Source organism: Pseudomonas sp. B21-040 (assembly GCF_024748695.1).
In the GTDB taxonomy this organism is placed as follows: Bacteria; Pseudomonadota; Gammaproteobacteria; order Pseudomonadales; family Pseudomonadaceae; genus Aquipseudomonas.
Genome location: NZ_CP087176.1, coordinates 692,300 through 714,257, shown reverse-complemented (window position 1 = coordinate 714,257; position 21,958 = coordinate 692,300). Strand labels below are relative to the sequence as shown.

General features: G+C 60.8%; 19 protein-coding genes and 1 pseudogene. 8 read left to right on the top strand and 12 right to left on the bottom strand.

Features of this window, described 5'->3' with window-relative positions:
• Positions 1 to 74: 74 nt before the first annotated feature.
• Positions 75 to 1,163 (top strand): annotated as a pseudogene (locus LOY55_RS31115) (cache domain-containing protein); the annotation flags it as partial.
• Between the two features lie 90 nt (positions 1,164 to 1,253).
• The gene (locus LOY55_RS31110) at positions 1,254 to 2,021 is read left to right on the top strand and encodes a methyl-accepting chemotaxis protein (RefSeq protein ID WP_371916749.1); all 768 of its coding nucleotides are present in this window, start codon (positions 1,254 to 1,256) and stop codon (positions 2,019 to 2,021) included.
• Between the two features lie 141 nt (positions 2,022 to 2,162).
• Here the strand turns inward: LOY55_RS31110 and LOY55_RS03150 are convergent, their stop codons facing one another.
• On the bottom strand, positions 2,163 to 2,954 hold the full coding sequence (locus tag LOY55_RS03150; RefSeq protein WP_223523440.1) for a helix-turn-helix transcriptional regulator: 792 nt from the start codon (positions 2,952 to 2,954) through the stop codon (positions 2,163 to 2,165).
• Positions 2,955 to 3,055: 101 nt separating this feature from the next.
• A complete protein-coding gene (locus tag LOY55_RS03145; protein ID WP_223523441.1) occupies positions 3,056 to 4,333 on the bottom strand; it encodes an acetyl-CoA C-acetyltransferase in 1,278 nt (425 codons plus the stop codon).
• Between the two features lie 187 nt (positions 4,334 to 4,520).
• Between LOY55_RS03145 and LOY55_RS03140 the strand changes: the two genes are divergently transcribed.
• Complete coding sequence (locus LOY55_RS03140; protein WP_223523443.1) at positions 4,521 to 5,873, top strand: 3-oxoacyl-ACP reductase; 1,353 nt, start codon at positions 4,521 to 4,523, stop codon at positions 5,871 to 5,873.
• 2 nt (positions 5,874 to 5,875) lie between these two features.
• Positions 5,876 to 6,730: a MaoC/PaaZ C-terminal domain-containing protein gene (locus LOY55_RS03135; protein WP_223523444.1), complete on the top strand. Its 855-nt coding sequence runs from the start codon at positions 5,876 to 5,878 to the stop codon at positions 6,728 to 6,730.
• Between the two features lie 111 nt (positions 6,731 to 6,841).
• Here the strand turns inward: LOY55_RS03135 and LOY55_RS03130 are convergent, their stop codons facing one another.
• From LOY55_RS03130 to LOY55_RS03115, 4 genes are read right to left on the bottom strand one after another with little or no spacing between them, the layout of a single operon-like run.
• The gene (locus LOY55_RS03130; RefSeq protein ID WP_046032978.1) at positions 6,842 to 7,408 is read right to left on the bottom strand and encodes a DUF4136 domain-containing protein; all 567 of its coding nucleotides are present in this window, start codon (positions 7,406 to 7,408) and stop codon (positions 6,842 to 6,844) included.
• Positions 7,409 to 7,462: 54 nt separating this feature from the next.
• Positions 7,463 to 8,077 (bottom strand): DUF4136 domain-containing protein, encoded by a 615-nt coding sequence (locus LOY55_RS03125; RefSeq protein WP_046032979.1) that lies wholly within the window; start codon positions 8,075 to 8,077, stop codon positions 7,463 to 7,465.
• Between the two features lie 12 nt (positions 8,078 to 8,089).
• A complete protein-coding gene (locus LOY55_RS03120; protein WP_046032980.1) occupies positions 8,090 to 8,839 on the bottom strand; it encodes a methyltransferase domain-containing protein in 750 nt (249 codons plus the stop codon).
• Positions 8,839 to 9,141 (bottom strand): MazG-like family protein, encoded by a 303-nt coding sequence (locus LOY55_RS03115; protein WP_046032981.1) that lies wholly within the window; start codon positions 9,139 to 9,141, stop codon positions 8,839 to 8,841. Before LOY55_RS03115 ends, LOY55_RS03120 begins: the two co-directional genes overlap by 1 nt.
• Before the next feature lie 144 nt (positions 9,142 to 9,285).
• Here LOY55_RS03115 and LOY55_RS03110 point away from each other — a divergent pair, with 144 nt between their 5' ends.
• Both LOY55_RS03110 and LOY55_RS03105 read left to right on the top strand, forming a co-directional pair.
• A complete protein-coding gene (locus LOY55_RS03110) occupies positions 9,286 to 9,579 on the top strand; it encodes a hypothetical protein (protein WP_077432444.1) in 294 nt (97 codons plus the stop codon).
• Between the two features lie 89 nt (positions 9,580 to 9,668).
• A complete protein-coding gene (locus LOY55_RS03105; RefSeq protein WP_109785504.1) occupies positions 9,669 to 11,009 on the top strand; it encodes an MATE family efflux transporter in 1,341 nt (446 codons plus the stop codon).
• A 14-nt stretch (positions 11,010 to 11,023) separates the two neighbouring features.
• Here LOY55_RS03105 and LOY55_RS03100 read toward each other — a convergent pair whose 3' ends face one another.
• The 6 genes from LOY55_RS03100 to LOY55_RS03075 all read right to left on the bottom strand — a co-directional run bounded on the left by LOY55_RS03100 (position 11,024) and on the right by LOY55_RS03075 (position 17,766).
• Complete coding sequence (locus LOY55_RS03100; RefSeq protein WP_223523446.1) at positions 11,024 to 11,821, bottom strand: DUF4123 domain-containing protein; 798 nt, start codon at positions 11,819 to 11,821, stop codon at positions 11,024 to 11,026.
• Complete coding sequence (locus LOY55_RS03095) at positions 11,818 to 13,134, bottom strand: type VI secretion system Vgr family protein (protein ID WP_223523448.1); 1,317 nt, start codon at positions 13,132 to 13,134, stop codon at positions 11,818 to 11,820. Before LOY55_RS03095 ends, LOY55_RS03100 begins: the two co-directional genes overlap by 4 nt.
• Positions 13,135 to 13,367: 233 nt before the next feature.
• Positions 13,368 to 15,281 (bottom strand): arginine decarboxylase, encoded by a 1,914-nt coding sequence (gene speA, locus LOY55_RS03090; protein WP_077432419.1) that lies wholly within the window; start codon positions 15,279 to 15,281, stop codon positions 13,368 to 13,370.
• A 219-nt stretch (positions 15,282 to 15,500) separates the two neighbouring features.
• Positions 15,501 to 15,872 (bottom strand): translation initiation factor Sui1, encoded by a 372-nt coding sequence (locus LOY55_RS03085; protein WP_046032986.1) that lies wholly within the window; start codon positions 15,870 to 15,872, stop codon positions 15,501 to 15,503.
• Between the two features lie 265 nt (positions 15,873 to 16,137).
• Complete coding sequence (locus tag LOY55_RS03080) at positions 16,138 to 16,695, bottom strand: NUDIX hydrolase (protein WP_077432418.1); 558 nt, start codon at positions 16,693 to 16,695, stop codon at positions 16,138 to 16,140.
• A 3-nt stretch (positions 16,696 to 16,698) separates the two neighbouring features.
• Positions 16,699 to 17,766 (bottom strand): DUF2333 family protein, encoded by a 1,068-nt coding sequence (locus LOY55_RS03075; protein ID WP_077432417.1) that lies wholly within the window; start codon positions 17,764 to 17,766, stop codon positions 16,699 to 16,701.
• Positions 17,767 to 18,185: 419 nt separating this feature from the next.
• Here LOY55_RS03075 and LOY55_RS03070 point away from each other — a divergent pair, with 419 nt between their 5' ends.
• A complete protein-coding gene (locus LOY55_RS03070; protein ID WP_046032989.1) occupies positions 18,186 to 19,856 on the top strand; it encodes a PleD family two-component system response regulator in 1,671 nt (556 codons plus the stop codon).
• 52 nt (positions 19,857 to 19,908) lie between these two features.
• Positions 19,909 to 21,855 carry a methyl-accepting chemotaxis protein gene (locus LOY55_RS03065; RefSeq protein WP_223523449.1) on the top strand — a complete coding sequence of 649 codons (1,947 nt, stop codon included), beginning with the start codon at positions 19,909 to 19,911 and terminating at the stop codon, positions 21,853 to 21,855.
• Positions 21,856 to 21,958: the final 103 nt, after the last annotated feature.

Below are 21,958 nucleotides of genomic sequence, written 5' to 3'. Positions count from 1 at the left end.
AACAACGTTTTCGGCTACCAATATTCCGCGAGTCATCTGCACTGCGTGGGCCTACAAGAAAATCTGGAGCGCGGATGAACATCAAACAGAAGTTGACCTGGGCGTTTGCAATCATCGCCTGCGTGCCCGTGGTGCTGGTCGCCACCCTGGTTGTGATGAACTTGCGCAGTGATGCCAAGGACAGTTTTGTCGATGGCAGTGGCCGTGAGATTCGTCAGGTCAGCAACGCCATGCAATTGTTTTTCGACGGCATCAGCCAGAACGTCGACTACCTGGCCAAACAGCCCCTGATCAAGGACTCCGACGACAGCCTCAAGACCTACATGAGCGCCAACGCCGAGAGCATTCCCCAGGGTGAAGCAGACAAAAAAGTCTTCAGCCTCCTCCAGGACCTGGGCAACAGCCATCCGTCCTACGCCTATGCCATTCTCGGCACTGCGGCCGGCGGTTATGTGTCCTGGCCGGACGATGCGAAGTTGAACAACTACGATCCACGCCAGCGTCCGTGGTACAAAGCGGCCCAGGCCAAACCGGGCAAGCCGTTTCGCACCGAGGCCTATTACTGGGCACAGGACGACGCGACTTACGTCAGTACCGTGCGCACCATCGACAACAAGTTGGGCACTAACGGCGGCGTGGTCAGCATCGACGTGACGCTCAAGCAGCTCACCGAAATCGTCAAGCAGATCAAGCTGGGTGAAACCGGCTACCTGATGCTGCTGGAAAACACCGGCATGGTCCTGGTGGACCCGAAACAACCAGAGCACAACTTCAAGCCACTGAGCAGCCTCGGCGAGGGTTACGCGCAACTGGCCAAGGCCGGCAAAGGCCTGGTGGAAGTCGAGCTGAACGGCGAACGCTACATGGCCAACGTCTGGCCGTCGGAGCAACTGGGCTGGACCTTCATCGGCCTGATCAAGCAAAACGACGTGATGAGCTCGGCCACCCAACTGACCTGGCTGATCGCAATCATCGCCGCCGTGCTGGCCGTGTTCTTCGCCATCCTCGGTGCCAGCTTCGCCAGCGTTATCGTGCGCCCGATCCGCAGCGTGGCCAGCGGTCTGGAAGGCATCGCCCAAGGCGAAGGCGACCTGACCAAAAACCTGGAAATCCGTGGCAGCGACGAAACCGCGCAACTGGCCAGTTGGTTCAACCAGTTTTTGACGGCGATTCGCAACCTGATTCAAAGCATCGGCGGCGCGGCGACGAAAATTCTCGCCACCTCCAAAAGCTCGACCCAAGTTTCCAGCGACATGGCCGAAGCCGCCGGGCGCCAGCGTGAAGCCGTGGACATGGTGTCCACGGCGTTCCACGAAATGGTCGCCACCGCGAACGAAGTCGCGCGCTCCTGCAGCCAGGCGGCGGAGTCGGCCGACAGTGGCCAGCGTCAGGCCCGTGAAGGTCAGCAGCAGATTGATGCGGCGGTGAGCAGCGTTGATCGCTTGAGCCAGGAAATCGAACAGTCGGCGCAATCGATGCAACAGCTGGAACGCGACAGCAACGATATCCAGTCGATCCTGGGGACCATTCGCTCGATCGCCGAGCAGACCAACCTGCTGGCGCTGAACGCGGCCATCGAAGCGGCACGGGCCGGCGAGCAAGGTCGCGGGTTCGCGGTCGTGGCTGACGAAGTACGGGCGCTGGCCAAACGCACGGCGGACTCCACGGCGGAAATCGACGGGCTGCTCGGCAACCTCGCCAAGCGCACCAGCCAGGTGACCCAACAGATGCACGCCAGCCTGGAAGTGTCGCAACAGTCGGTGAGCCGAATCGGCGAAGCGCGTAACAGCTTCGGGCAGATTCGCGAGTCGGTGGACGTGATCCGTGACATGAACACGCAGATTGCGACAGCCGCCGAAGAACAGCATCACGTGGCCGAAGACATCAACCGCCACATCAGCCAGATTCATGGGGATGCGCAATTGGTCGCGGAACTGGCGAACTCCGCGCGCCTGGATTCGCAGAGCCTGGCCGGGCTTTCGAATGAGCTGGACGGGTTGGTTCGACGGTTCAGAACCTGATCCCCGGCACACCATAGAACCAGTGACTTGATCGTTCCCACGCTCCGCGTGGGAATGAATCCCGGGACGCTCCGCGTCCCACCCAAAGCAGACGCGGAGCGTCCGTTGAGGCATTCCCACGCAGAGCGTGGGTACGATCAATCATTGTCTGAAGAGTTCGCCGGGGGTAAACCCGAACAGGCTTTTGAAGGCGGCAATGAACGCCGAAGTCGAGTCATACCCACATGCCAGTGCGGTGTTGGTCACGCTGTCGCCCTCCTCCAGCAGACTCAATGACGACAGCAGTCGCATCCGCTGTCGCCAGCCGCGAAAGCTCAACCCGGTCTCGCGCTGAAACAGGCGCATCAGGGTTTTTTCCGACAGGCCCAAGCGCTCCGCCCAGGCCTGCAATGTCACGTTTTGCTCAGGGCTTTCAATCAGTTCGTTGCACAATCCCAGCAACCGTTCATGCCGGGGCAACGGCAGGGAAAACCCCACCTCGGGCAAACTCGCCAACTGATCGAGCAACACGCTCACCAGCCGCGCTTCCTGGCTGTCGCCCTGTGGATACTCCACCGCCAGCAGGCAAAAACTCTTGATCAGTTCCCGCGCCAGCGGCGTAACTTCCAGCACCCGGCAACGTCCATCCGCCCACGCACAATCCTCGCGGCGCACATACAAACTGCGCATTTCAGCGCGCATCGAGGTAACGACCTGATGCTCAAGGTCCGCCGGAATCCAGATGCCCCACTGCGGTGGCGCAAAAAAACTGCCCTCGGCGGTATGCACCCCGAGCACGCCACTGATCGCGTAGGAAAACTGCACCCAATCGTGACGATGCGGCGGCGTCCATGAACCGGCATTCAGGCTTTCTACCCGGGCAAACAGCGGACGGGGCAGAGCCGTCAGCGTCGGTATCGTCCGTTCGAGGGAAATTTGTCCGTTAGTCGGCATCAACTAGCCTTATATCGCAAGAGGGTTGATGGAGCCGACGTTAGGCCAAGTAGCAGAGCCATACAAATCTATTTGATGCCGAGATTCCCTGTAGGAGTTCTTCAGCGCTCGATAATCGCGGTGACGCCTTGACCGCCAGCCGCACAGATCGAGATCAGGCCTCGGCCCTTAACGGCCGCGTCCAGCAACTTCGCCAGATTGGCGACGATACGCCCGCCGGTGGCTGCAAACGGATGCCCGGCCGCCAGTGAACTGCCTTTGACGTTGAGGCGGCTGCGGTCGATGGAGCCCAACGGCGCATCAAGCCCCAAGCGGGTTTTGCAATATTGCGGATCTTCCCAGGCCTTCAGCGTGCAGAGCACCTGTGCGGCGAAGGCTTCGTGGATTTCGTAGTAATCGAAGTCTTGCAAGGTCAGGCCATTGCGCGCCAGCAAACGTGGCACCGCGTACACCGGCGCCATCAACAGGCCTTCGGCACCGTTGACGAAATCCACCGCCGCTGCTTCCCCATCACGCAGATAAGCAAGGATCGGCAAGCCACGCGCCCTGGCCCATTCTTCACTGCCCAACAGCACCAGCGAGGCACCGTCGGTGAGTGGCGTCGAGTTGCCGGCGGTCATCGTGCCCTTGGCGCTTTTCTCGAAGGCCGGTTTCAGCTTGGCGAGTTGTTCCAGGGTCAGGTCCAGACGCAAGTTGTTGTCGCGGGTCAGACCGAGGAACGGCGTCATCAGGTCGTTGTGCCAGCCCTCGGCGTAGGCGGCGGTCAGGTTGCGGTGGCTTTGCAGCGCCAGTTGATCCTGTTCTTCGCGGGGGATGTTCCAGGTCTGCGCCATCAGCTCGCAATGTTGCCCCATGGACAAACCGGTGCGGGGTTCGCCATTGCGCGGGAACTCGGGAATGAGATGCCGGGGCCGCAATTGCAGGAATGTTTTCAGTTTGTCGGCGGTGGTCTTGGCGCGATTGGCTTGCAGCAGGATCCGGCGCAGGCCTTCACTGACACTGATTGGCGCATCCGAGGTGGTATCGACGCCGCCGGCAATGCCGCAATCGATCTGCCCCAGGGCGATCTTGTTCGCCACCAGCAACGCCGCTTCCAGCCCGGTACCGCACGCTTGCTGGATATCGTAGGCCGGTGTTTCGGGCGACAGCCGCGAACCGAGCACGCACTCGCGGGTCAGGTTCATGTCCCGCGACAGTTTGAGCACGGCCCCCGCGACCACTTCGCCCATGCGCAGGCCGTGCAGGTTGAAGCGTTCGATCAAGCCTTCGAGCGCTGCGGTGAGCATCGCCTGGTTACTGGCAGTGGCATACGCCCCGTTGGAGCGAGCGAAAGGAATTCGGTTACCGCCGATAATCGCGACGCGGCGCAGCTGAGTCATGAAAAGCTCCTTGTGAAATATTCGAACATCAAACCTGAACCCACAGGCTCTGCATTCCCCCGCAAGTCCTGCAGAACCCAGGTTCAACTACTCTGCAATGTTCAAGCGTAGGCCTTATCTCGTGGATCGAACGACTGATTACCAATCGTGGTCCACACTTCGAACCCCAGCCGCCGGAGCACGTTCCATGTCTGACCGTTATATCGACTTCGCCAATTCGTCCATCGGCCATCGCCTGGTCGGGGCCTTGGGTCTGCCGTCGCCGGTACGCCTGGAGCGCTGGCAGGCCGGCCGATTGCGGCCGGTCGAAGGGGCGTTGTTGATCGGCGGCGGTCCGCTGGCGGAGAAGGTCGGCGCGCTCGCCAATCGCCTGACCGACGCGATTTACAGCTACGGCACCGAGCCCTCGCTGGCCACCGCGTGGATTCCCGGTCACGGCCCGAAACTCAAAGCGGTGGTCTTCGACGCCAGTCATCTGGTGCAGACCGATCAACTCAAACAGTTGCGCGAGTTCTTCCAGCCCTTGATGAAAAACCTCGACCACAGCGCGCACCTGGTCATTCTGGGGCGCGCGCCTGAGACCTTGAACGACCCGTTTGCCGCCAGCGCCCAGCGTGCCCTGGAAGGGTTCAGCCGTTCGCTGGCCAAGGAACTGCGCAGCGGTGGCACGTTGCAGTTGATCTATGTCGGTGAAGGCGCCGAGGAACAACTGGAAGGTCCGTTGCGGTTTTTCCTTTCGCCCAAAAGCGCGTTTGTGTCCGGGCAAGTGATTCGGTTGAAAGCCTGCGACACGCCCGTTCAGGACTGGACGCGGCCGCTGGCAGGGCGCAAGGCGTTGGTGACCGGCGCGGCGCGCGGCATCGGCGCGTCCATCGCCGAAACCCTGGCCCGCGATGGCGCCGAGGTGATTCTGCTGGACGTGCCACCGGCCAAAACCGATCTCGAGGCGCTCGCCGCACGGCTTGCCGGGCGCAGCATCACCCTGGATATTTGCGCCGAAGACGCTGCCGCGCAGTTGATCGAACACTTGCCCGACGGGGTCGACATCGTGGTGCACAACGCCGGTATCACCCGGGACAAAACCCTGGCCAACATGACGCCGGAATTCTGGGACGCGGTGTTGGCCGTCAACCTCAATGCGCCGCAGATGCTGACCAAGGCCCTGCTCGACAGCGCCACCCTGCACGACAACGGTCGCGTGATTTTGCTGGCCTCCATCAGTGGCATCGCCGGCAATCGCGGGCAAACCAATTACGCTGCCAGCAAAGCCGGGCTGATCGGCCTGGCTCAAGCCTGGGCGCCGTTGCTGGGTCAACGCGGCATCAGCATCAATGCCGTGGCGCCAGGATTTATTGAAACGCAAATGACCGCGCACATTCCATTCGGCTTGCGCGAAGCCGGCCGACGCATGAGTTCACTCGGCCAGGGCGGCTTGCCGCAGGACGTCGCCGAAGCCGTGGCATGGTTGGCGCAACCGGGGACGGGTGCGTTTACCGGGCAAGCACTGCGGGTCTGTGGACAAAGTGTTTTGGGGGCCTAGTGATGATGACCGATTGGCACACGCTCAACCGTGAACCGAGCCTGCCGGCGTTGTACGTGCGAGCGGCGACGCGACGCAAGATTACCGGCACCACGTTGCCTCCCACGGGCTTGCACTGTTGGGTCGAGGTCGACCACAAACGCCTGGCGGCTTATCGCAAGGTCTGCGGGTTTGCCGACAACGGGTTGCTGCCGCCGACCTATCCGCACATCCTCGCGTTTGCCTTGCAGATGCAATTGCTCACCGCCAAGGAATTCCCGTTCCCCCTGTTGGGGTTGATTCACCTGAGCAACCGCATTCGCGTCTTGCGTCCCTTGGGCGGGGTGAGTCGTGTACGCGTCAGCGTGCAGGTGCAGAATCTGCAACCGCATGCCAAGGGTGCGACGTTCGACCTGGTGACCTCGCTGAACGATCAATTGGGGCCGCTCTGGGAAGCGCAGAGCCAGATGCTGTGCCGGGGCGTCACACTTGACGGTGATCCGATCGAAGACGTTTTGGCCCCAAGCCTGGAGATGATCGAAGTGAGCCGCTGGCAAGCGCCCGCCGACATTGGTCGCCAGTACGCCAAGGTGTCCGGCGATTACAACCCGATTCACCTGAGTGCCTTCAGCGCCAGGATGTTTGGTTTTCCCGCGGCGATCGCCCACGGGTTGTGGAACAAGGCACGTACCTTGGCGGCGCTGGCCGATCACCTGCCGACGGCGAATATCGAGATTGCCGTGCAGTTTCGCAAACCGGTGCGCTTGCCCAGTGAAGTGACATTGCTGGCGAGCGTGGCGGGGAGCAGTGGTGATTTTCAGCTGGTCGGTGCCGGGGATCTTGAGCACATGGTCGGACATTGGCGGCCGGTGGCCTGATGGTTTGGCAACGCAAAAACCGGAGTCGAAAAAAAACCGCTGATGCGTTCACGTCAGCGGTTTTTTATTGACTGGCAACTCGCCAGTTAACATCAGACATCCCATGCAGTGTCAGTGGGTCAATTTGGGTGGGTAGTTGGCCAGGATGCGTACGACGGTTTCATGAATCGCATTGCTGCGATCGGTCGGGTTCGGCGAGCCGCTGAGCAGTTGCTCGTCACTGCCACGCCACACCAGTTTGCCGTCCTTGCCGTCGAGCAGATCGATCTGGATGGTCGCCACTTTGTAGCTGACGTTGCGGGTTTCGTTGTACATCGGCGCGCCCCAGTAACCGTTCCAAGGGTTGCCATAACCGCCGCCATAATTGGTGGTCACTTGTTGCTGGCGCTCTTCGACGATCAAGTAAGTCTGCACACTCAAGTCACCCTTGGTGCCGGCAGCGGCCGGACGCAAGCCTCGCTGGTCCAGTTGATCGGCAACGGATTGGCGGATGCGTTGCTCGGTCAGATCACTCTTGATCCGCGGATCATCGGGACGGTACTGCAGAGCGGGTTCTTTCCAGCTCCAACTGCGGTAGGCGGCAAAATCACGGCTGGCGTCAAAGTCATGATTGACCTGGTTGGCGGCGCAGGCACTGAGCAGCGCGGCCATAGCCAGTACAACGAGACGGCGGAACATGATGGTTCTCCGGTTGAAGGCATAACTCTGCGAAATGCTTCTTATCTACAGAAGCTAACTAGGAGGATACGCCGACATTGCCTTTTCTACAGCCTTTCGCAGGGCATCGGCTTGCTCGCTCTGGCTGCCGTTATGGCCCGTTTCGGCGCTGGCACTCCACACCGGTTGACCGGTGCCCGCATCGAACATGTCTACCTGCACCACCAAGACTTGTTCCTGATAGGTACGGATGATCGGCACGCTGCCGTACATCCCGTAACCGTTACCGTAGTGGTTGTACCCGCCATAACCGCCGCCGTAATAACCGTAGTCGTCCTGAACCTGACGCAAGCGGGTTTCCAGGTGCAAGTTGGCGCTGACAAACAGGTCGGCTGGACGGTTATCGTGCAACGGTCGCAGGCCGCGCTGATCCAGGGCATTGCTGACCACTTCGGCCACCTGCGCCGAGTCAGCCCAAGTGGTACCCGGCGGCAGTTGACCATCGAGCCAGGCCCAACTGCGATAACGCCCGTAGTCACGGGGTGGCGCGGGGTAGGCGCTGCGATCGAAGGTGTTGGCCGCGCCGGGTGGCGCCGGCGGGATAGGGTTGGACGATGCCACATACGGATTGCTGCCCTGACAGGCCGCCAGCCCGAGACAGATCACCAGCAACCCTGAACGACTTTTCATTTCGTGCTCCGATCAGACCGGTCGACAGATCCAGTGCAAATAGCGCCCAAGCCCGGCAAAGCTTGGGTGACGTCGATGGGCCAGTTCCATTTCGAGCAAGTCCACCAGCTCGGCGCGGGCCTGGAATTCCACAGGCATATAGTCGTGAAAAACCCGCACTCCACTCTGGGTTTCGACCTGCCACAGGCCTTCAAGTTGCGCCGCCAGTTCGCGTGGATCAAGGGGCTGTTGCGGGGTCAGGCTCTGCTTCTCGCCTGCCATGTCGTTCTTGCGCATCTTGCGAAAGTGGCCCTTGAGCAGGTTGCGGTAAATCAGCGCATCGCGGTTATAGAAGGCCAGGGACAACCAGCCACCGGGCTTGGTCAATTGATGCAGCACCGGCAGAATCGCGTGAGGCTCCGCCAGCCATTCGAGCACGGCATGGCACAGCACCAGGTCGTAGGGTTCGGTGAGCTGACCGAGCAGATCCTGCCACGGCGCCTGAATGAACGTTGCGCTCTGCCCGGCCTCGGCAAAGCGCTGGCGCGCCCCTTCGAGCATCGGCTCGGCGGGCTCGGCCAGCGTGACGTCATGGCCGCGCTCGGCCAGCCACAACGACATGTGGCCCAGACCGGCGCCGATGTCGAGTACGCGCAATGGTCGGTCCGGCAGGGTTTCGGCCAGGTCGGCCTGAAGCACCGCCAGGCGGATCGCGCCTTTGGCTCCGCCGTAGATTTTTTCGGCGAAGCGGGTCGCCAGTTGATCGAAATGACGATCGCTCATCAGCTGAACCTCTTTTCGCTGTCTGCGAGTTTGCTGCGCACGACTTCATTCATGTCCAGTCCCAACTCGCTGCACAGCAGCAATAGATAGAGCACGATATCGCCGACTTCCTGCCCGGCATGGGCGAGTTTGTCGGCCGGCAACTGACGTGACTGGTCTTCGGTCAACCACTGGAAAATCTCCACCAGCTCGGACATTTCCACACTGGCGGCCATGGCCAGGTTTTTCGGGCTGTGAAATGGCCGCCAGTCGTTGCGGTCACGGATGGCGTGCAGGCGTTCGGTCAGTTCAACAAGGTTCATCGGGCTCTCCTGAAGGCGTATAGCTTCGGGGGGATGCTGCGTGAAGGCAAGCGGCAAGCACCGCAAAACCACTATGCTTGCAGGGAACTCGCCACCGCGATCAATGGCCCAAGGCTCAACCACTTTCATCAGGACGTTAACGACATGCAGGTAGAAGGTTTTTTCGACTGGCTTGGCCAGGCGCTCGGTTCGGTCATCCGCTTTATCGTTGACGGCCTCAGTGGCTTGTTCAATCTGTTGAGCCACGCCGGCGCAAACTTTGTCGAGGGCTTGTCCCGCACGCTTGGGATGGATACGTCGATCATCAGCATCGTGGCGCTGATTGTGGGGTTGATGTTGTTGTGGTCGGCAATTCGGGCGTTTATGAATGCGTCGGTCATCATGGGGATTATCTGGTTACTGCTGGGGCTTTGGTTGTTGAGCTGGATCATTCACTAACCCCACCTGTTGCTGATCGTTCCCACGCAGAGCGAGGGAACGATCATCACCAACTGTCGCTACAATGCCGGCTTCGCCAAGGAGCCTGCATGTCCAACCTGATTACCGACTGGCGCGACCGCCCGACCCATCGTCGGGTCTGGGCGCTGGCTGCGCCGATGATCCTGTCGAATATTTCCGTACCGCTGGTGGCATTGGTCGACAGTACGGTCATCGGCCACCTGCCCCACGCTCATCAGCTGGGCGCCGTCGCGGTCGGGGCCAGCTTGTATACCTTCCTGGCCTGGGCCATGGGTTTTCTGCGCATGGGCTCAACCGGCTTCGCGGCGCAGGCCGCCGGACGCGGGGATGGTGCGGCTTTGCGGCAGATTTTGCTGCAAGGCCTGTTGTTGGCCTTGGGCCTGTCGATTGTGCTGGGTGCTGCGGGCGTTCCTTTGAGCAGCGTCGCGCTGCACTTCATGCAGCCGTCGGCAGAACTGGATCAACTGACCCGCGAATTTTTCCACACACGTTTGTTCGGCCTGCCGGCGGCACTGGCCAGTTATGCCTTGGTGGGCTGGTTTCTGGGCACCCAGAATGCCCGGGCACCGCTGGCGATTCTGCTGAGCACCAACCTGGTGAACATCGCACTGAACCTGTGGTTTGTCCTCGGTCTGGAATGGGGGGTGGTCGGTGCGGCGCGGGCCTCGGTGATTGCCGAATGGACCGGTGCGCTGATCGGCCTGCTGCTGACGCGCAAAGCCTTGCGTGCCTACCCCGGTCACATCGTTTGGGCCGCGCTGGCGCTGTGGCAGAGTTGGCGGCCATTGCTGGCGGTCAATCGCGACATTTTCATCCGTAGCCTGGCGCTGCAATCAGTGTTTTTCCTGATCACCGTGCAGGGTGCTCGCCTCGGCGATGCCACCGTTGCCGCAAACGCGCTGCTGCTTAACGGCTTGCTGCTGACGGCGCACGCACTGGACGGTTTGGCGCATGCCGTTGAAGCCCTGTGCGGGCACGCCATCGGGGCGCGTGATCGAGAGGCATTGCGGCGTTCATTGGTGGTCGCTTGCGGTTGGTCATTGCTGGCGAGCCTGGGCTTTGCCGTGCTGTTTGCATTCGCCGGGCATTTGTTTATCCAGATGCAGACCGACATTCAGAGTGTGCGCGACACCGCCTTCATCTACCTGCCCTACCTCGCCGCGCTGCCGTTGATCGCGGTGTGGAGCTACTTGCTCGACGGGCTGTTCATCGGCGCCACTCGCGCCCGGGAAATGCGCAACGGCATGCTGTTGACCGTGATCCTGCTGCTGCCCTTCGCCTGGGCCCTGCAAGGCTTGGGCAACCATGGGCTGTGGATCACCTTTTTGCTGTTCATGTTATTACGCAGCCTGACCCTGGGTACTTTTGCCTGGTACTTGCGCAAGAACGATGGCTGGTTCACCGGATGATAGGGGCCGGGGCTTCAGGGTTGATCGCCCTGCCACAGATTGCGCAGTCTATCGAGACGTTCCTGCTGAGTGATCCCCGGCAGCGGCAGTTCAGGTACAGCGCCGGGGTATTGCAAGCGTAACCATAACCATCCATCGAGCACCGGCCGCTCGCTGAAACCCAGCGCCAACCCCTCCAGCAGTTGGGACCACAGGTCGGTGTAATCGCTCCCGGTGGATTGGCTCCAGCGCCAGGCGTGCTGTTCCAGCAGGCAGGTTTGCAATGAGTCACGCTGACGTGCACTGAGGGCTTCCTCTATGCCCAGCGGCTCGACGGCAAGCCCCGGATTGAACAACTGCTGCCAGCCCTGACAGCCAATTGCCCGGTCAGCCCAGGTTCCACCGAACCAGCGTAACCGGCTGATCGGACCGAGCCAGCGACTCAACTCCCGGGCATCGCACGCATCGAAAAAATAGCTGGCCGTCTGGGGGTTGTAGTAGCTCAGCAAGGCGCGGTGATGCAGGCCAACGGTGACGGTGAGCATGCGTTGCAAATGTTCGAGCAACAGCAACGGTGACGCGTCACTGGCCAGCCACAACCCGTTCCAGAGGTGGGGTTCACGCTGACAACGTTCGGTCAGTGCCGAGTGTCCCTTGAGGTCGATCAACACCGGGCCGTGCTCCCTCAACGGCTGCCATTCGCAGTGGTTGAACAGCCAGAACTGCCGGACCTGGGCAAACTGCTCCCGCAGCGCCTCTGCGGCCCCGGGCTCGCCCGGCACATCGAGCAACAGCCATTGCGGGGTGACGTCGGGAGCCTGGACGGCAATCATGCCGCACCGCTCCGGCCAAGCTGTGTCGCGGCCCGGCACGTGCAAAGGGTTTGCGTGCAATGAATAAAACTGCCCCCGCCGGGCAACAGGCACAGCAACACCAACGGTTCACTGGACCGCAACAAACGCAACAATCCATCGGCCGACACCGCGTCATCGACCACCGCAGTGGGTTGTCGCTCGGCCGGGACCGGGGCGGCGGAAGGACCGGGGAGAAACCCGGTAATCATCGGTTGATCCGGATCGCCCTCGATAAAGCTCACCAGCACTTCCACGCCCTCAGTCAACGACTTGACGGGCGCATAGCTCAATTCAGGTGAAATCGACAACCAGCAGTGGCTGGGGGCCGCGCCTTCGCCCTGATAGAGCCAGTCAAATTGCACGGCAACGGGTCTGGACGCTTCGGGTTGCGGCTCATCGACCTCGACCACCCAGGCCCGTTGCAGGCCATGCATCCTGGGGCCAACGGCCGAACTCTGCGGTATAGGAGACAACTCTGCGGCCACCGCACGGATTTGGTTGCCATACGTCAATGCAGGGGCTTGTCCCGCGTGATGCTCGACATGGGTCAGCCACCAGAGACGACTCCCGTCGGCATACGGGTGGCCGGACAGCCGGACACGCTGGCCGCTGCGCAGCGTCGCGAGGTTCGAATGACCATCGCTGGCCTGTGTTCGGTCGTGAAGCGTGAACTGATGCACACCCGAGTGTCCGGTGTCGGGCGTAAAGGCCATCGTTGCGTCACACCGAACGCGCCCCGCCCCGTCTCTAATGACCAGGCAGTGACCGCGCCTGTGATGCTCGAAGTGGTAATGCAGGCGTTCCTGCGCGCACAGCCGCTGGAAAAATTGCAGGTCTGATTCCTGATACTGCGTACAGAAATCACGCGGGGGGTAATCGCCACTCACCTCAAAACGCCGATCCGTGCCGGCAATGCCATGCTCCTTGAGCACCTGAGCGAGGATCTGTGGTACCGAACGGTTACTGAACATACGCTGGCTGAACCGCTGGGCCAGGCAGGCCAGTTTCGGCCGCAGGCGCACACGACAATGCCTGGGGGTGGCGTCATGTCCACCCTGGACCAGTTCATGCAACTGCCCGTGAATCCCGTTCCCCGCAGGTCCGAAATGCAAAAAAACCGGGCGATACATCAGGCTGGCCAAGTCCAAAGCCGGATCATCGACCAACAGATCGACATTGAACTCAAAGGGCTCGCTGATCGCTTCACTGCCGGTAAAGGCCAAGACCTCAAAGGGATCTGGCAGACCCTCTACATCCAGACGAAATGGCGGCTCGTTGACTGGATCGAACATCGGCGATTCTCTACAGGAGGGGCGGCCGGGGATTCTCGCCGAGAGACATGGCCGAGTAGAGAGGCGAAGTACAACTTAGGAAATGACCTACGCGAAAAGAAGACCACATCACGTGGATAGATGTGGTTGTGAGTCATTTCGCTTAAGAAAAAAGAAGCGTCGCACCAGGTCATCTGAAATTTCCGCAGCATGCGGAACATTTTCAGACAACCCGATGAGAGCAGTGCCTTACCTTACGAAGACAGGTAAGACGAACGGGTCAGGCCCAGGCGCAGCGCGTCGAGGAACTGGGTGCGCTCGGCAGCGGTGATGCGGGCACTGGCGCACTTGTCGCGGTAGTGGGTCATCAACTCTTCCGGCGACAAGTGCACGTAACGCAACATGTCTTCGATGGTGTCATGGGTTTCGATACCGGCGTGGTACACGCTGCCATCGGCGTTCTGGTAAATGTTCACCGAGTCGGTGTCACCGAACAGGTTGTGCATGTCACCCAGGATTTCCTGGTAAGCGCCGACCAGGAAAATCCCCAGCAGGTAGTCTTCACCGTCGTTCAGCGCATGCACCGGCAGGCTGGTTTCGATGCTCTGCTCGTCGACGTATTGCTTGATCTTGCCGTCGGAGTCGCAGGTCAGGTCTTGCAGCACGGCGCGGCGCAGCGGCTCTTCGTCGAGACGGTGCAGCGGCAGGATCGGCAGGACCTGGCCGATGGCCCAAGTGTCCGGCAGGCTCTGGAACACCGAGAAGTTGCAGATGTACTTGTCGGCCAGTTTGTCGTTGAGTTCGTCGAGCACCTGACGGTGGGAGCGCTGACGCGCCTTCAACGAGTTGTGCAGGCGACGGCACACGGCGAAGTAGCATTGCTCGGCCAGGGCTTTTTGCGCCAGGGTCAGCTTGCCATCGGCGTACTGGGTGGCCACGTCGCTCATGTAGTGCGTGGCGCGCCAGTAGGTTTCGGTAACCATCTCGATGTCGGTCGGACCCAGCAGATCAACCAGCCACTGCACGGTTTCCGGCAGTTCTTCCTTGTTGTCGATCTTCGGCACGTCATCGTTGTGTTTCTCGACGTCGGTCACTTGCACCACCAGCATGGCGTGGTGCGCGGTCAGGGAACGGCCGCTTTCGGAGAAAATGTTCGGGTGCGGCAGGCTCTGCGCGTCGCAGAATTCCTTGAGCATCCCGACCACGACACCGGCGTAATCGTCCATGTCGTAGTTGATCGAACTGGCGTTACGCGAGTGCGTACCGTCGTAGTCCACGCCCAGGCCGCCGCCAACGTCGATGTGATCCACCGGCAGGCCAAGGTTGCGCAGTTCGCCGTAGTAACGAATCGCTTCCTTGAAACCGTGTTGGTAGTCCGCCAGGTTGGCGATCTGCGAGCCCATGTGGAAGTGCAGCAGGCGAATGCCCTGATCCAGGCCCGCCGCGCGGAAACGCTCGACCACCGACAGCAATTGCGCCGCCGACAGACCGAATTTGGATTTCTCGCCACCGGTGTCAGCCCACTTGGACGAGGCCAGGGACGACAGGCGAACGCGCAGGCCGACCTGAGGCTTGACCTTGAGCGATGCCGCTTCTTCGATCACCAGGCCGACTTCGGATTCTTTCTCGATCACAATAAAGACGTTGTGACCCAGTTTCTGGCCCATCAGCGCCAGACGAATGAACTCGCGGTCCTTGTAGCCGTTGCACACGATGGTGCCGCCCTTCGGCGCCAGCGCCAGCACGGCCAGCAACTCTGGCTTGGAGCCGGCTTCCAGACCGATGGAGACGTCCTGGGTGGCGATGATGTTTTCGATGACCGCTTCTTGCTGGTTCACCTTGATCGGGTACAGCGCGGTGTACTTGCTCTGGTATTCCAGACGCTCGATGTTCGCATCGAAGGCGCCAGTCAGCTGACGCACGCGGTCTTGCAGGATATCCGGGAAACGCACCAGCAATGGCAAGGACAAACCGCTTTGGCGCAGTTGGTCGACTTGCTCGAACAGATCAATAGGCGAACTGGTCGGACCGTTCGGACGAACTTCGACGCGACCGGCGTCATTGATCGCGAAATACCCGGCCCCCCAATGGCGAATCCCGTAAACACTGCGGCTGTCCGCAACTGTCCATTGGCTGCCATCGTCTTTGCGTGTGCGTCGTACGGACATTGAAGTCCCCTATAAAGAAGTCATAGAGCGTCGCCTGGGTTCAGGCCGGCGCAGTCTAAAGAATGAAAATGACGATTAGCCTGCATGCAAGGGCGATAGACCGCACATTCAGGTTTGAGTTTAGAAACCGGTCAGAACAGGCTCTGTGAAAACCATGTAGACGACGCCAGGCCTGGTGTCAGGACCGGATCAAGCCGAGGGTGGTTTTCACAGAGGCTGCTAGCCGCCGGACTTCTTCGCTTTGAAACCGAGTTTGATCAGTTCGCCCAAGAGTAGCTCGACATGATCGCCCTGTATTTCGATGATCCCGTCTTTCAACGCCCCGCCGGTCCCGCAACGTTTCTTCAACGTGGTGGCCAGCTCCTTGAGCGCGTCTTCGGCCAACGGCACGCCGGTGATGGTCGTCACCGTCTTGCCGCCACGGCCCTTGCTTTCGCGACGCACGCGAGCGATGCCGTCGCCGGCCGGGATAACGGTCTGTTTGCAGATGCAGGCGTCCACCGGTTTACTGCATTCCGGGCAATGACGACCTGCGTCGGTGGAAAATACCAAGCCACCAAGGGCGGCGAAGGATGCGGCTTTTTTGGCCACCGGCAATCCTCTTGGGAGGACAAAGACTGGTCGCAGCACTTGGGAAGGCTATCGACCGCGAAGCCCCACTCAGGCAGGGGCAGCGCTACTGAAACGGTACAGACTTGTAGGAGCAGAGCTTGCTCGCGATGCACGTCAACGATAACGCGCGGCATCAGACAGCACGTGTCGCTCACTCGTCCTTCGCGAGCAAGCTCTGCTCCTACAAAAGGTCGCGCAGTGTAACGGCAAAAAGCCGACTTGCTAAGAGCCAATCGGCGCCAATTTATGCCTTGTTTGCGACGTCGCTTTGCTGAGCCTTCAAATAGCGCTTCAACGCCGCCAAAGAGTCCGGGCAATAAGGCTTTTGCTCGATTTCCAGCATCACCTGATCGATGGGGATAAAGCGCGCTTCAAGCACCTCTTCCGGCTGCAGGATCAAGGGGCCGTCCCACACCGCCGAAAACGCCGAACACCACAGGCGGTTACCGGTGTCCTCAAAGAAGAAGTGATCGTGGGCGGTCAGCTCCACGCCACTGACACCCAGTTCTTCTTCGAGTTCGCGGGCGGCCGACTCGGCGTAGGTTTCGCTGGCGAGCACCATGCCCCCTGCCGCCACATCCCAATACCCCGGATAAATGGCTTTGCTCAAGGTTCGGCGGTGCACGCAAAGTTCACCCGCCGAATTGAACAGCATGATGTAGGTACCGCGCCCGATCAGCCCGCGCTCGCGCAAGTCTGACCGGACCAGGGCGCCGAGCAGGTTGTCCTGCTCGTCGACCCAGGCGATCTGTTCGGCATCCGAGGCCGCGCGATGGGCGGCCTCTTTTGAACTATCGACCATGACTCAGCCCTGATTGAGCAATTGACGCAAATCGATCACGGCGGCGTTGGCCCGGGAGATGTAATTGGCCATGACCAACGAGTGGTTGGCCAACACGCCGAAGCCGCTGCCATTGAGGATCATCGGGCTCCAGACCGGCTCTTGCGAGGCTTCCAGCTCACGAATGATCTGGCGCACGCTGACCGTGGCGTTTTTCTTGGCCAGGACATCGGCGAAGTCGACTTCAATGGCACGCAACAAGTGGGACAGGGCCCAGGCTTGACCGCGAGCTTCGTAGAACACGTTGTCGATCTGCATCCACGGGGTCTCGACGATTTCTTCGTCAACCTGTGGCACTTGCCCTGGCGCGAGGACTTCGGTCTTCAGCGAAGTGTTGAGTTTGACCCGACCGACACTGGCCGACAGGCGTTGCGACAGCGAACCCAGGCGAGTGCCGACGTCACCCAGCCAGTTGTTCAGGTTGTCGGCGCGGGCATAGAACAGCGCGCTTTTCTGGTTCGGATCAGACAAGCGCGCCTGATAACGGCTCAGGGAATTGATGCCTTCCTGGTACTCGGACTCACTGGAAGGCAGCACCCAGCTCTTGTTGTCAAAGTTGAAGCGCGGCTCGGCCTTGGCCAGATCGGCGTCTTCGGCGGACTGCGACTGGGAGCGGGCGAAGTCTTTACGCAGCGCACGGCTCAGGTCGCGGACCTGGACCAGCACGCCGTATTCCCAGCTCGGCATGTTGTCCATCCACAGGCCCGGCGGAAAACGGTCATTGGAAATATAGCCACCCGGTTTTGTCAGCAACGTACCGGCGACGGTCTTTAGGGTTTCCACCGTGGTGTAGCCGACCACCATCTGCTTGCCTTCTTTCTCGGCGGCAACCTGGGCCGTTTGCTGAACCGGGAACAGTGCAGGCTCCTCGCTCCAATACCAACCCAGCGCAATGGTAACCAGCAGGTAAAGACCGACCAGCGTGGCCAGCGCCCGGCTGAACAGCAGGCCGCCGAAATAACTGCGGGTGGCCGACTTCGGTTCAGCGGCACGTTCAGGCGCGCTGCCCGCGCGGTTCTTCCAGTCCAGCATGGCGATATCCTTTCAATCACTTGAGTTCATCGGTTCGACCACAACCCTACGCCATCGTGCCTCGTTTTGCCGCGTATTAATCGGCGCGCTGCGGTGAGCCAGGATTGCATCGTCGAGGCGCCACTATAAAGGAAGCACATACCTTGTAGCAGCTGGCGAAGCCTGCGTTCGGCTGCGCAGCAGTCGTAAACCTTGAGTGCGAGGTCTTTCTGAAACACCACATCGACTGATTTCACGACTGCTGCGCAGCCGAACGCAGGCTCCGCCAGCTGCTACATGAGCCGATCCGACTGGCCGGTCACAAACTGAATGACGTCGCAATACAGATTATTGACGTACGACACTCATCCAATTGAAAAGAGGTGCTAGCATAGAGCCACCAGTCGATCTCAGCATTTACCCTAACTAGTAGTCAGGATATGACCGAGCCAGAAGACCCCAGCCGTGAGCGCCTCAAGCACCACTTTGCCCAGCGGGTAATTCATCAGGCACGTCAAATTCTTGAGATCTGGCAGCGCCTGCAACGCAGCGAGTGGTCCATTACCGACCTGTCGGAACTGAGCGAAGCCAACCTTCGCCTGCTGCGCTTTGCCGAGCGCTTCGAACAACCGGAACACACTCAACTGGCGCGCCATATCGGCCAGTCGCTGGAAGCTGTCGACGCCAATCGCGGACGCCTGAGCAGCGGTCTGATCACTGACCTCAATCGCTTGATGCAGCGTCTGTCGCGCACCGGCCTGCGCCATGGCGATCAGTTCGAACAAACCTTCCTGCCGCCCTTGCGCAAGCCCATCTACGTGATGCTGCAGGATCACGACCGCGCCGAGCGCCTGGCCAAGCAACTGGAATTTTTCGGACTCAGCGCCCAGTCCCTGGACAGCGTTGCAGCGTTTCGCTCCTCGATGGTCGAGCGCTTGCCGGCGGCGATCGTCATGGACGTGGACTTCAGCGGCCCCGGCATTGGCCTGAAACTGGCGGCCGAAGCCCAGGAAGGTCTCGATCATCGGCTGCCGCTGTTGTTCTTCAGCCTGCACGAAACCGACACCCCGACCCGCCTCGCCGCCGTGCGCGCCGGTGGCCAGGAGTTTCTCACCGGCACGCTGGAGGCTTCGAGCCTGCTGGAGAAAATCGAAGTCCTGACCTGCGTCGCTCAGTACGAGCCTTACAAAGTGCTGATCATCGACGATTCGCGCGCCCAGGCCCTGCACACCGAACGCCTGTTGAACAGCGCCGGGATCGTCACACGCACACTGATTGATCCGATTCAGGCCATGGCCGAACTGTCGGACTTCCAGCCTGACCTGATCATCCTCGACATGTACATGCCGACCTGCACCGGTACCGAGCTGGCCAAGGTGATCCGACACAACGACCGTTACGTCAGCGTCCCGATCATTTACCTGTCGGCAGAAGACGATCTGGACAAGCAGCTCGATGCCATGAGCGAAGGCGGCGATGACTTCCTGACCAAACCGATCAAGCCGCGCCACCTGATCACCACTGTACGCAACCGCGCAGCACGGGCGCGCAATCTGAAAGCCCGAATGGTCCGCGACAGCCTGACCGGCTTGTACAACCACACGCACATTTTGCAATTGCTCGAAGACTGCAGCTTCCGCTCTCGCCGCGAGAGCAAGCCGTTGAGCTTTGCGATGCTCGACATCGACCACTTCAAGCGAGTCAACGACAGCCACGGCCACCCCATGGGCGACCGGGTGATCAAAAGCCTGGCGCTGTTCCTCAAGCAACGGTTGCGCAAGACTGATTTCATCGGCCGTTACGGCGGTGAAGAGTTTGCGATCGTCATGCCGGACACCGATCTCGAATCCGCTTACACAGTGTTGGATGAAATTCGTCAGCGCTTTGCCGAAATCCACTACCCGGCCCAACCACAGGATCTGTGGTGCACGTTCAGCGCGGGCGTGGTGGAGCTGTGCGAACACTCCGACAGCCTGATGATGGCCAGCCAGGCAGACGAGGCGCTGTACCGCGCCAAGGACGCCGGACGTAACCGTGTCCAGGCGGCGCGAACGTCACAGCAAAGTGCCACTTTTTCATCGGAATCTACCGATTCGGTCATAACCCTGTAACACAAACGCAATAAATTCAGGCGCTTACCATTCTGCCGCTGGTAGACCTGCTATGCGCCTGAAGTTGCTGACCAATCTCAACACCCTCCTTTTAGTCGCCGTGTGCGTGGCCCTTGGCGCCACACTGTGGTGGTCGCAAAAGGCCCTGGAGCGTCCCTATCTTTTGATGGAGCGTTACCTCGGCCTGTCCCAACAATTTCAGAATGAAGTTGCGCGCAACATCGAGGACTACCTTGGCAGTGGCGATGCCCTGCGCCTTAGTAGCGCCAGCCAGGCCATTGATGCCTTGCAAAAGGAGCTCGGTGAACTGCCCCCGGCGCTGGCCGACACCTTGCGCCCGAGCTTGTCGGGCCTGGATGAATTCAGCAAAACCGACCTGTTGGCCGCCGGCAAACTCGCGGGTGACCCGCAAGCATTGTTGCTGCAAGCCGAGCGCGAACTGGGCGCCAGCCTCGACCAGCTCAGCCAATACGCCAGCGCTGACCCGGCCTACCTGACGCCGCTGCTCGCCGCCGCTCAACACTTGGGCAAACTGTCTCTGGCCCGGGACAAACTGGTCAGCAGTGGCCGCAGCGAACTGGCTGCGGACGTCGAGCGCGAAGTGGCCAACATCCGTGCGCAAGCGGAGCTGCTGGGCACCCTGCCGCTGCTCGGCGTCGCCGCCAAAAGCGAATCGAACACCGATGATTTCGCGTCGATGATGGGCCTGGAGAACAACGAAAAAACCGCCGCCGAAGATGCCGGTGTCGGCCTCAAGCGTGAACTCAACAGCCTGCTGACGCGCTACCCGGCCGAGCTGGCGCGCACGCGCGACCAGATTCAGAAACGTACTGACCTCAGTGCCGCCACTCACTTGAAAATCGCCGCCGTGCAGCAAGCCATTGCCGGGCTCGAACCGGTGGTCCGCGCCCAGCACGGGCAGATCCAGAGCGAAGTGAGGTTGATGCAGGGAGTGATGATCGGACTCATCCTGTTGATCGCCTTGCTCATCGACACCCTGCAACGACGCCTGGCCCGAACCCTGACGAACCTGGCGCCGGCGCTGTCCACCTGGGCAGAAGGCGACTTCAGCCGCGACATCGAACTGGGCAATACCAATCGCGAACTGCATGACATTCAAGCGTCGCTCAATCGCTTGCGCGCCTACCTGGTGGACCTGGTCGGGACCATTCGCCTCAACGCCGAGCTGGTCGCTGGCAGCAGCCGAACCCTGGCCGATTTGAGTAGCGACCTGCACAGCGGCGCCGAGCATCAGGCCGGCGACACAGCGCTGATCCGCGATTCCCTCGGCGAACTGGAGGCGACCATTCAACAAGTCGCCGACGATGCCAGCCAAGCGGCCGACGCCAGTCGCAATGCCGGCCTGGCGGTCGAGCATGGGCAGAAAGTCATCGGGCTTAGCCTGACGGGCCTGCACGCACTGGTGGGTGAAGTACAGGGCAACGCGCAAATGATCGAGCACCTGGCGGAAGAGTCGGCGACCATCGGCGGTGTGTTGACGGTGATCCGCTCGATTGCCGACCAGACCAACCTGCTGGCCCTGAACGCCGCCATCGAAGCGGCCCGCGCCGGAGAATTGGGTCGCGGGTTTGCGGTAGTGGCTGAAGAGGTTCGCTCGCTGGCGCAACGCACCGCCGGGGCCACAGCCGAAATTCAAACGCTGATTGCCGGCCTGCAAACCGCCGCGCGCCAATCGGTGGAAGGCATGCGCGCCCAGGTCGAACACGCCGAAGCCACGGCCAATCAGGCGCAAGCGGCCGACGGCGCACTGGATAAAATCGTCGGGGCCATCCAGACCATTGCCGACACCGCCGTGCGCATCGCCGATGTCACCGCTCAGCAGAGCGGCGCCGTCAGCGAGATTCGCAACCACAGCGAGCGAATTCACCAATTGGGCGGGGATAATTTGCTGCGCATTGGTGAAGGGCGCGAGCAAGGGGAGAACTTGCTGGTGCTGGGTGGGCAATTGCGTACCGCCGTTCAGGCCTTTCGCGTCTGAAGACTTCTCCTTCCTGCTGATCGTTCCCACGCTCTGCGTGGGAATGCCTCAACGGACGCTCTGCGTCCGCTTTTGGGACGCGGAGCGTCCCGGGCTGCATTCC

Coding starts and splice junctions, on each gene's coding strand:
- LOY55_RS31110 (WP_371916749.1), top strand. CDS start 1,254: ATGGCCGAAGCCGCCGGGCGCCAGCGTGAAGCCGTGGACATGGTGTCC.
- LOY55_RS03150 (WP_223523440.1), bottom strand. CDS start 2,954: ATGCCGACTAACGGACAAATTTCCCTCGAACGGACGATACCGACGCTG.
- LOY55_RS03145 (WP_223523441.1), bottom strand. CDS start 4,333: ATGACTCAGCTGCGCCGCGTCGCGATTATCGGCGGTAACCGAATTCCT.
- LOY55_RS03140 (WP_223523443.1), top strand. CDS start 4,521: ATGTCTGACCGTTATATCGACTTCGCCAATTCGTCCATCGGCCATCGC.
- LOY55_RS03135 (WP_223523444.1), top strand. CDS start 5,876: ATGATGACCGATTGGCACACGCTCAACCGTGAACCGAGCCTGCCGGCG.
- LOY55_RS03130 (WP_046032978.1), bottom strand. CDS start 7,408: ATGTTCCGCCGTCTCGTTGTACTGGCTATGGCCGCGCTGCTCAGTGCC.
- LOY55_RS03125 (WP_046032979.1), bottom strand. CDS start 8,077: ATGAAAAGTCGTTCAGGGTTGCTGGTGATCTGTCTCGGGCTGGCGGCC.
- LOY55_RS03120 (WP_046032980.1), bottom strand. CDS start 8,839: ATGAGCGATCGTCATTTCGATCAACTGGCGACCCGCTTCGCCGAAAAA.
- LOY55_RS03115 (WP_046032981.1), bottom strand. CDS start 9,141: ATGAACCTTGTTGAACTGACCGAACGCCTGCACGCCATCCGTGACCGC.
- LOY55_RS03110 (WP_077432444.1), top strand. CDS start 9,286: ATGCAGGTAGAAGGTTTTTTCGACTGGCTTGGCCAGGCGCTCGGTTCG.
- LOY55_RS03105 (WP_109785504.1), top strand. CDS start 9,669: ATGTCCAACCTGATTACCGACTGGCGCGACCGCCCGACCCATCGTCGG.
- LOY55_RS03100 (WP_223523446.1), bottom strand. CDS start 11,821: ATGATTGCCGTCCAGGCTCCCGACGTCACCCCGCAATGGCTGTTGCTC.
- LOY55_RS03095 (WP_223523448.1), bottom strand. CDS start 13,134: ATGTTCGATCCAGTCAACGAGCCGCCATTTCGTCTGGATGTAGAGGGT.
- speA (WP_077432419.1), bottom strand. CDS start 15,281: ATGTCCGTACGACGCACACGCAAAGACGATGGCAGCCAATGGACAGTT.
- LOY55_RS03080 (WP_077432418.1), bottom strand. CDS start 16,695: ATGGTCGATAGTTCAAAAGAGGCCGCCCATCGCGCGGCCTCGGATGCC.
- LOY55_RS03075 (WP_077432417.1), bottom strand. CDS start 17,766: ATGCTGGACTGGAAGAACCGCGCGGGCAGCGCGCCTGAACGTGCCGCT.
- LOY55_RS03070 (WP_046032989.1), top strand. CDS start 18,186: ATGACCGAGCCAGAAGACCCCAGCCGTGAGCGCCTCAAGCACCACTTT.
- LOY55_RS03065 (WP_223523449.1), top strand. CDS start 19,909: ATGCGCCTGAAGTTGCTGACCAATCTCAACACCCTCCTTTTAGTCGCC.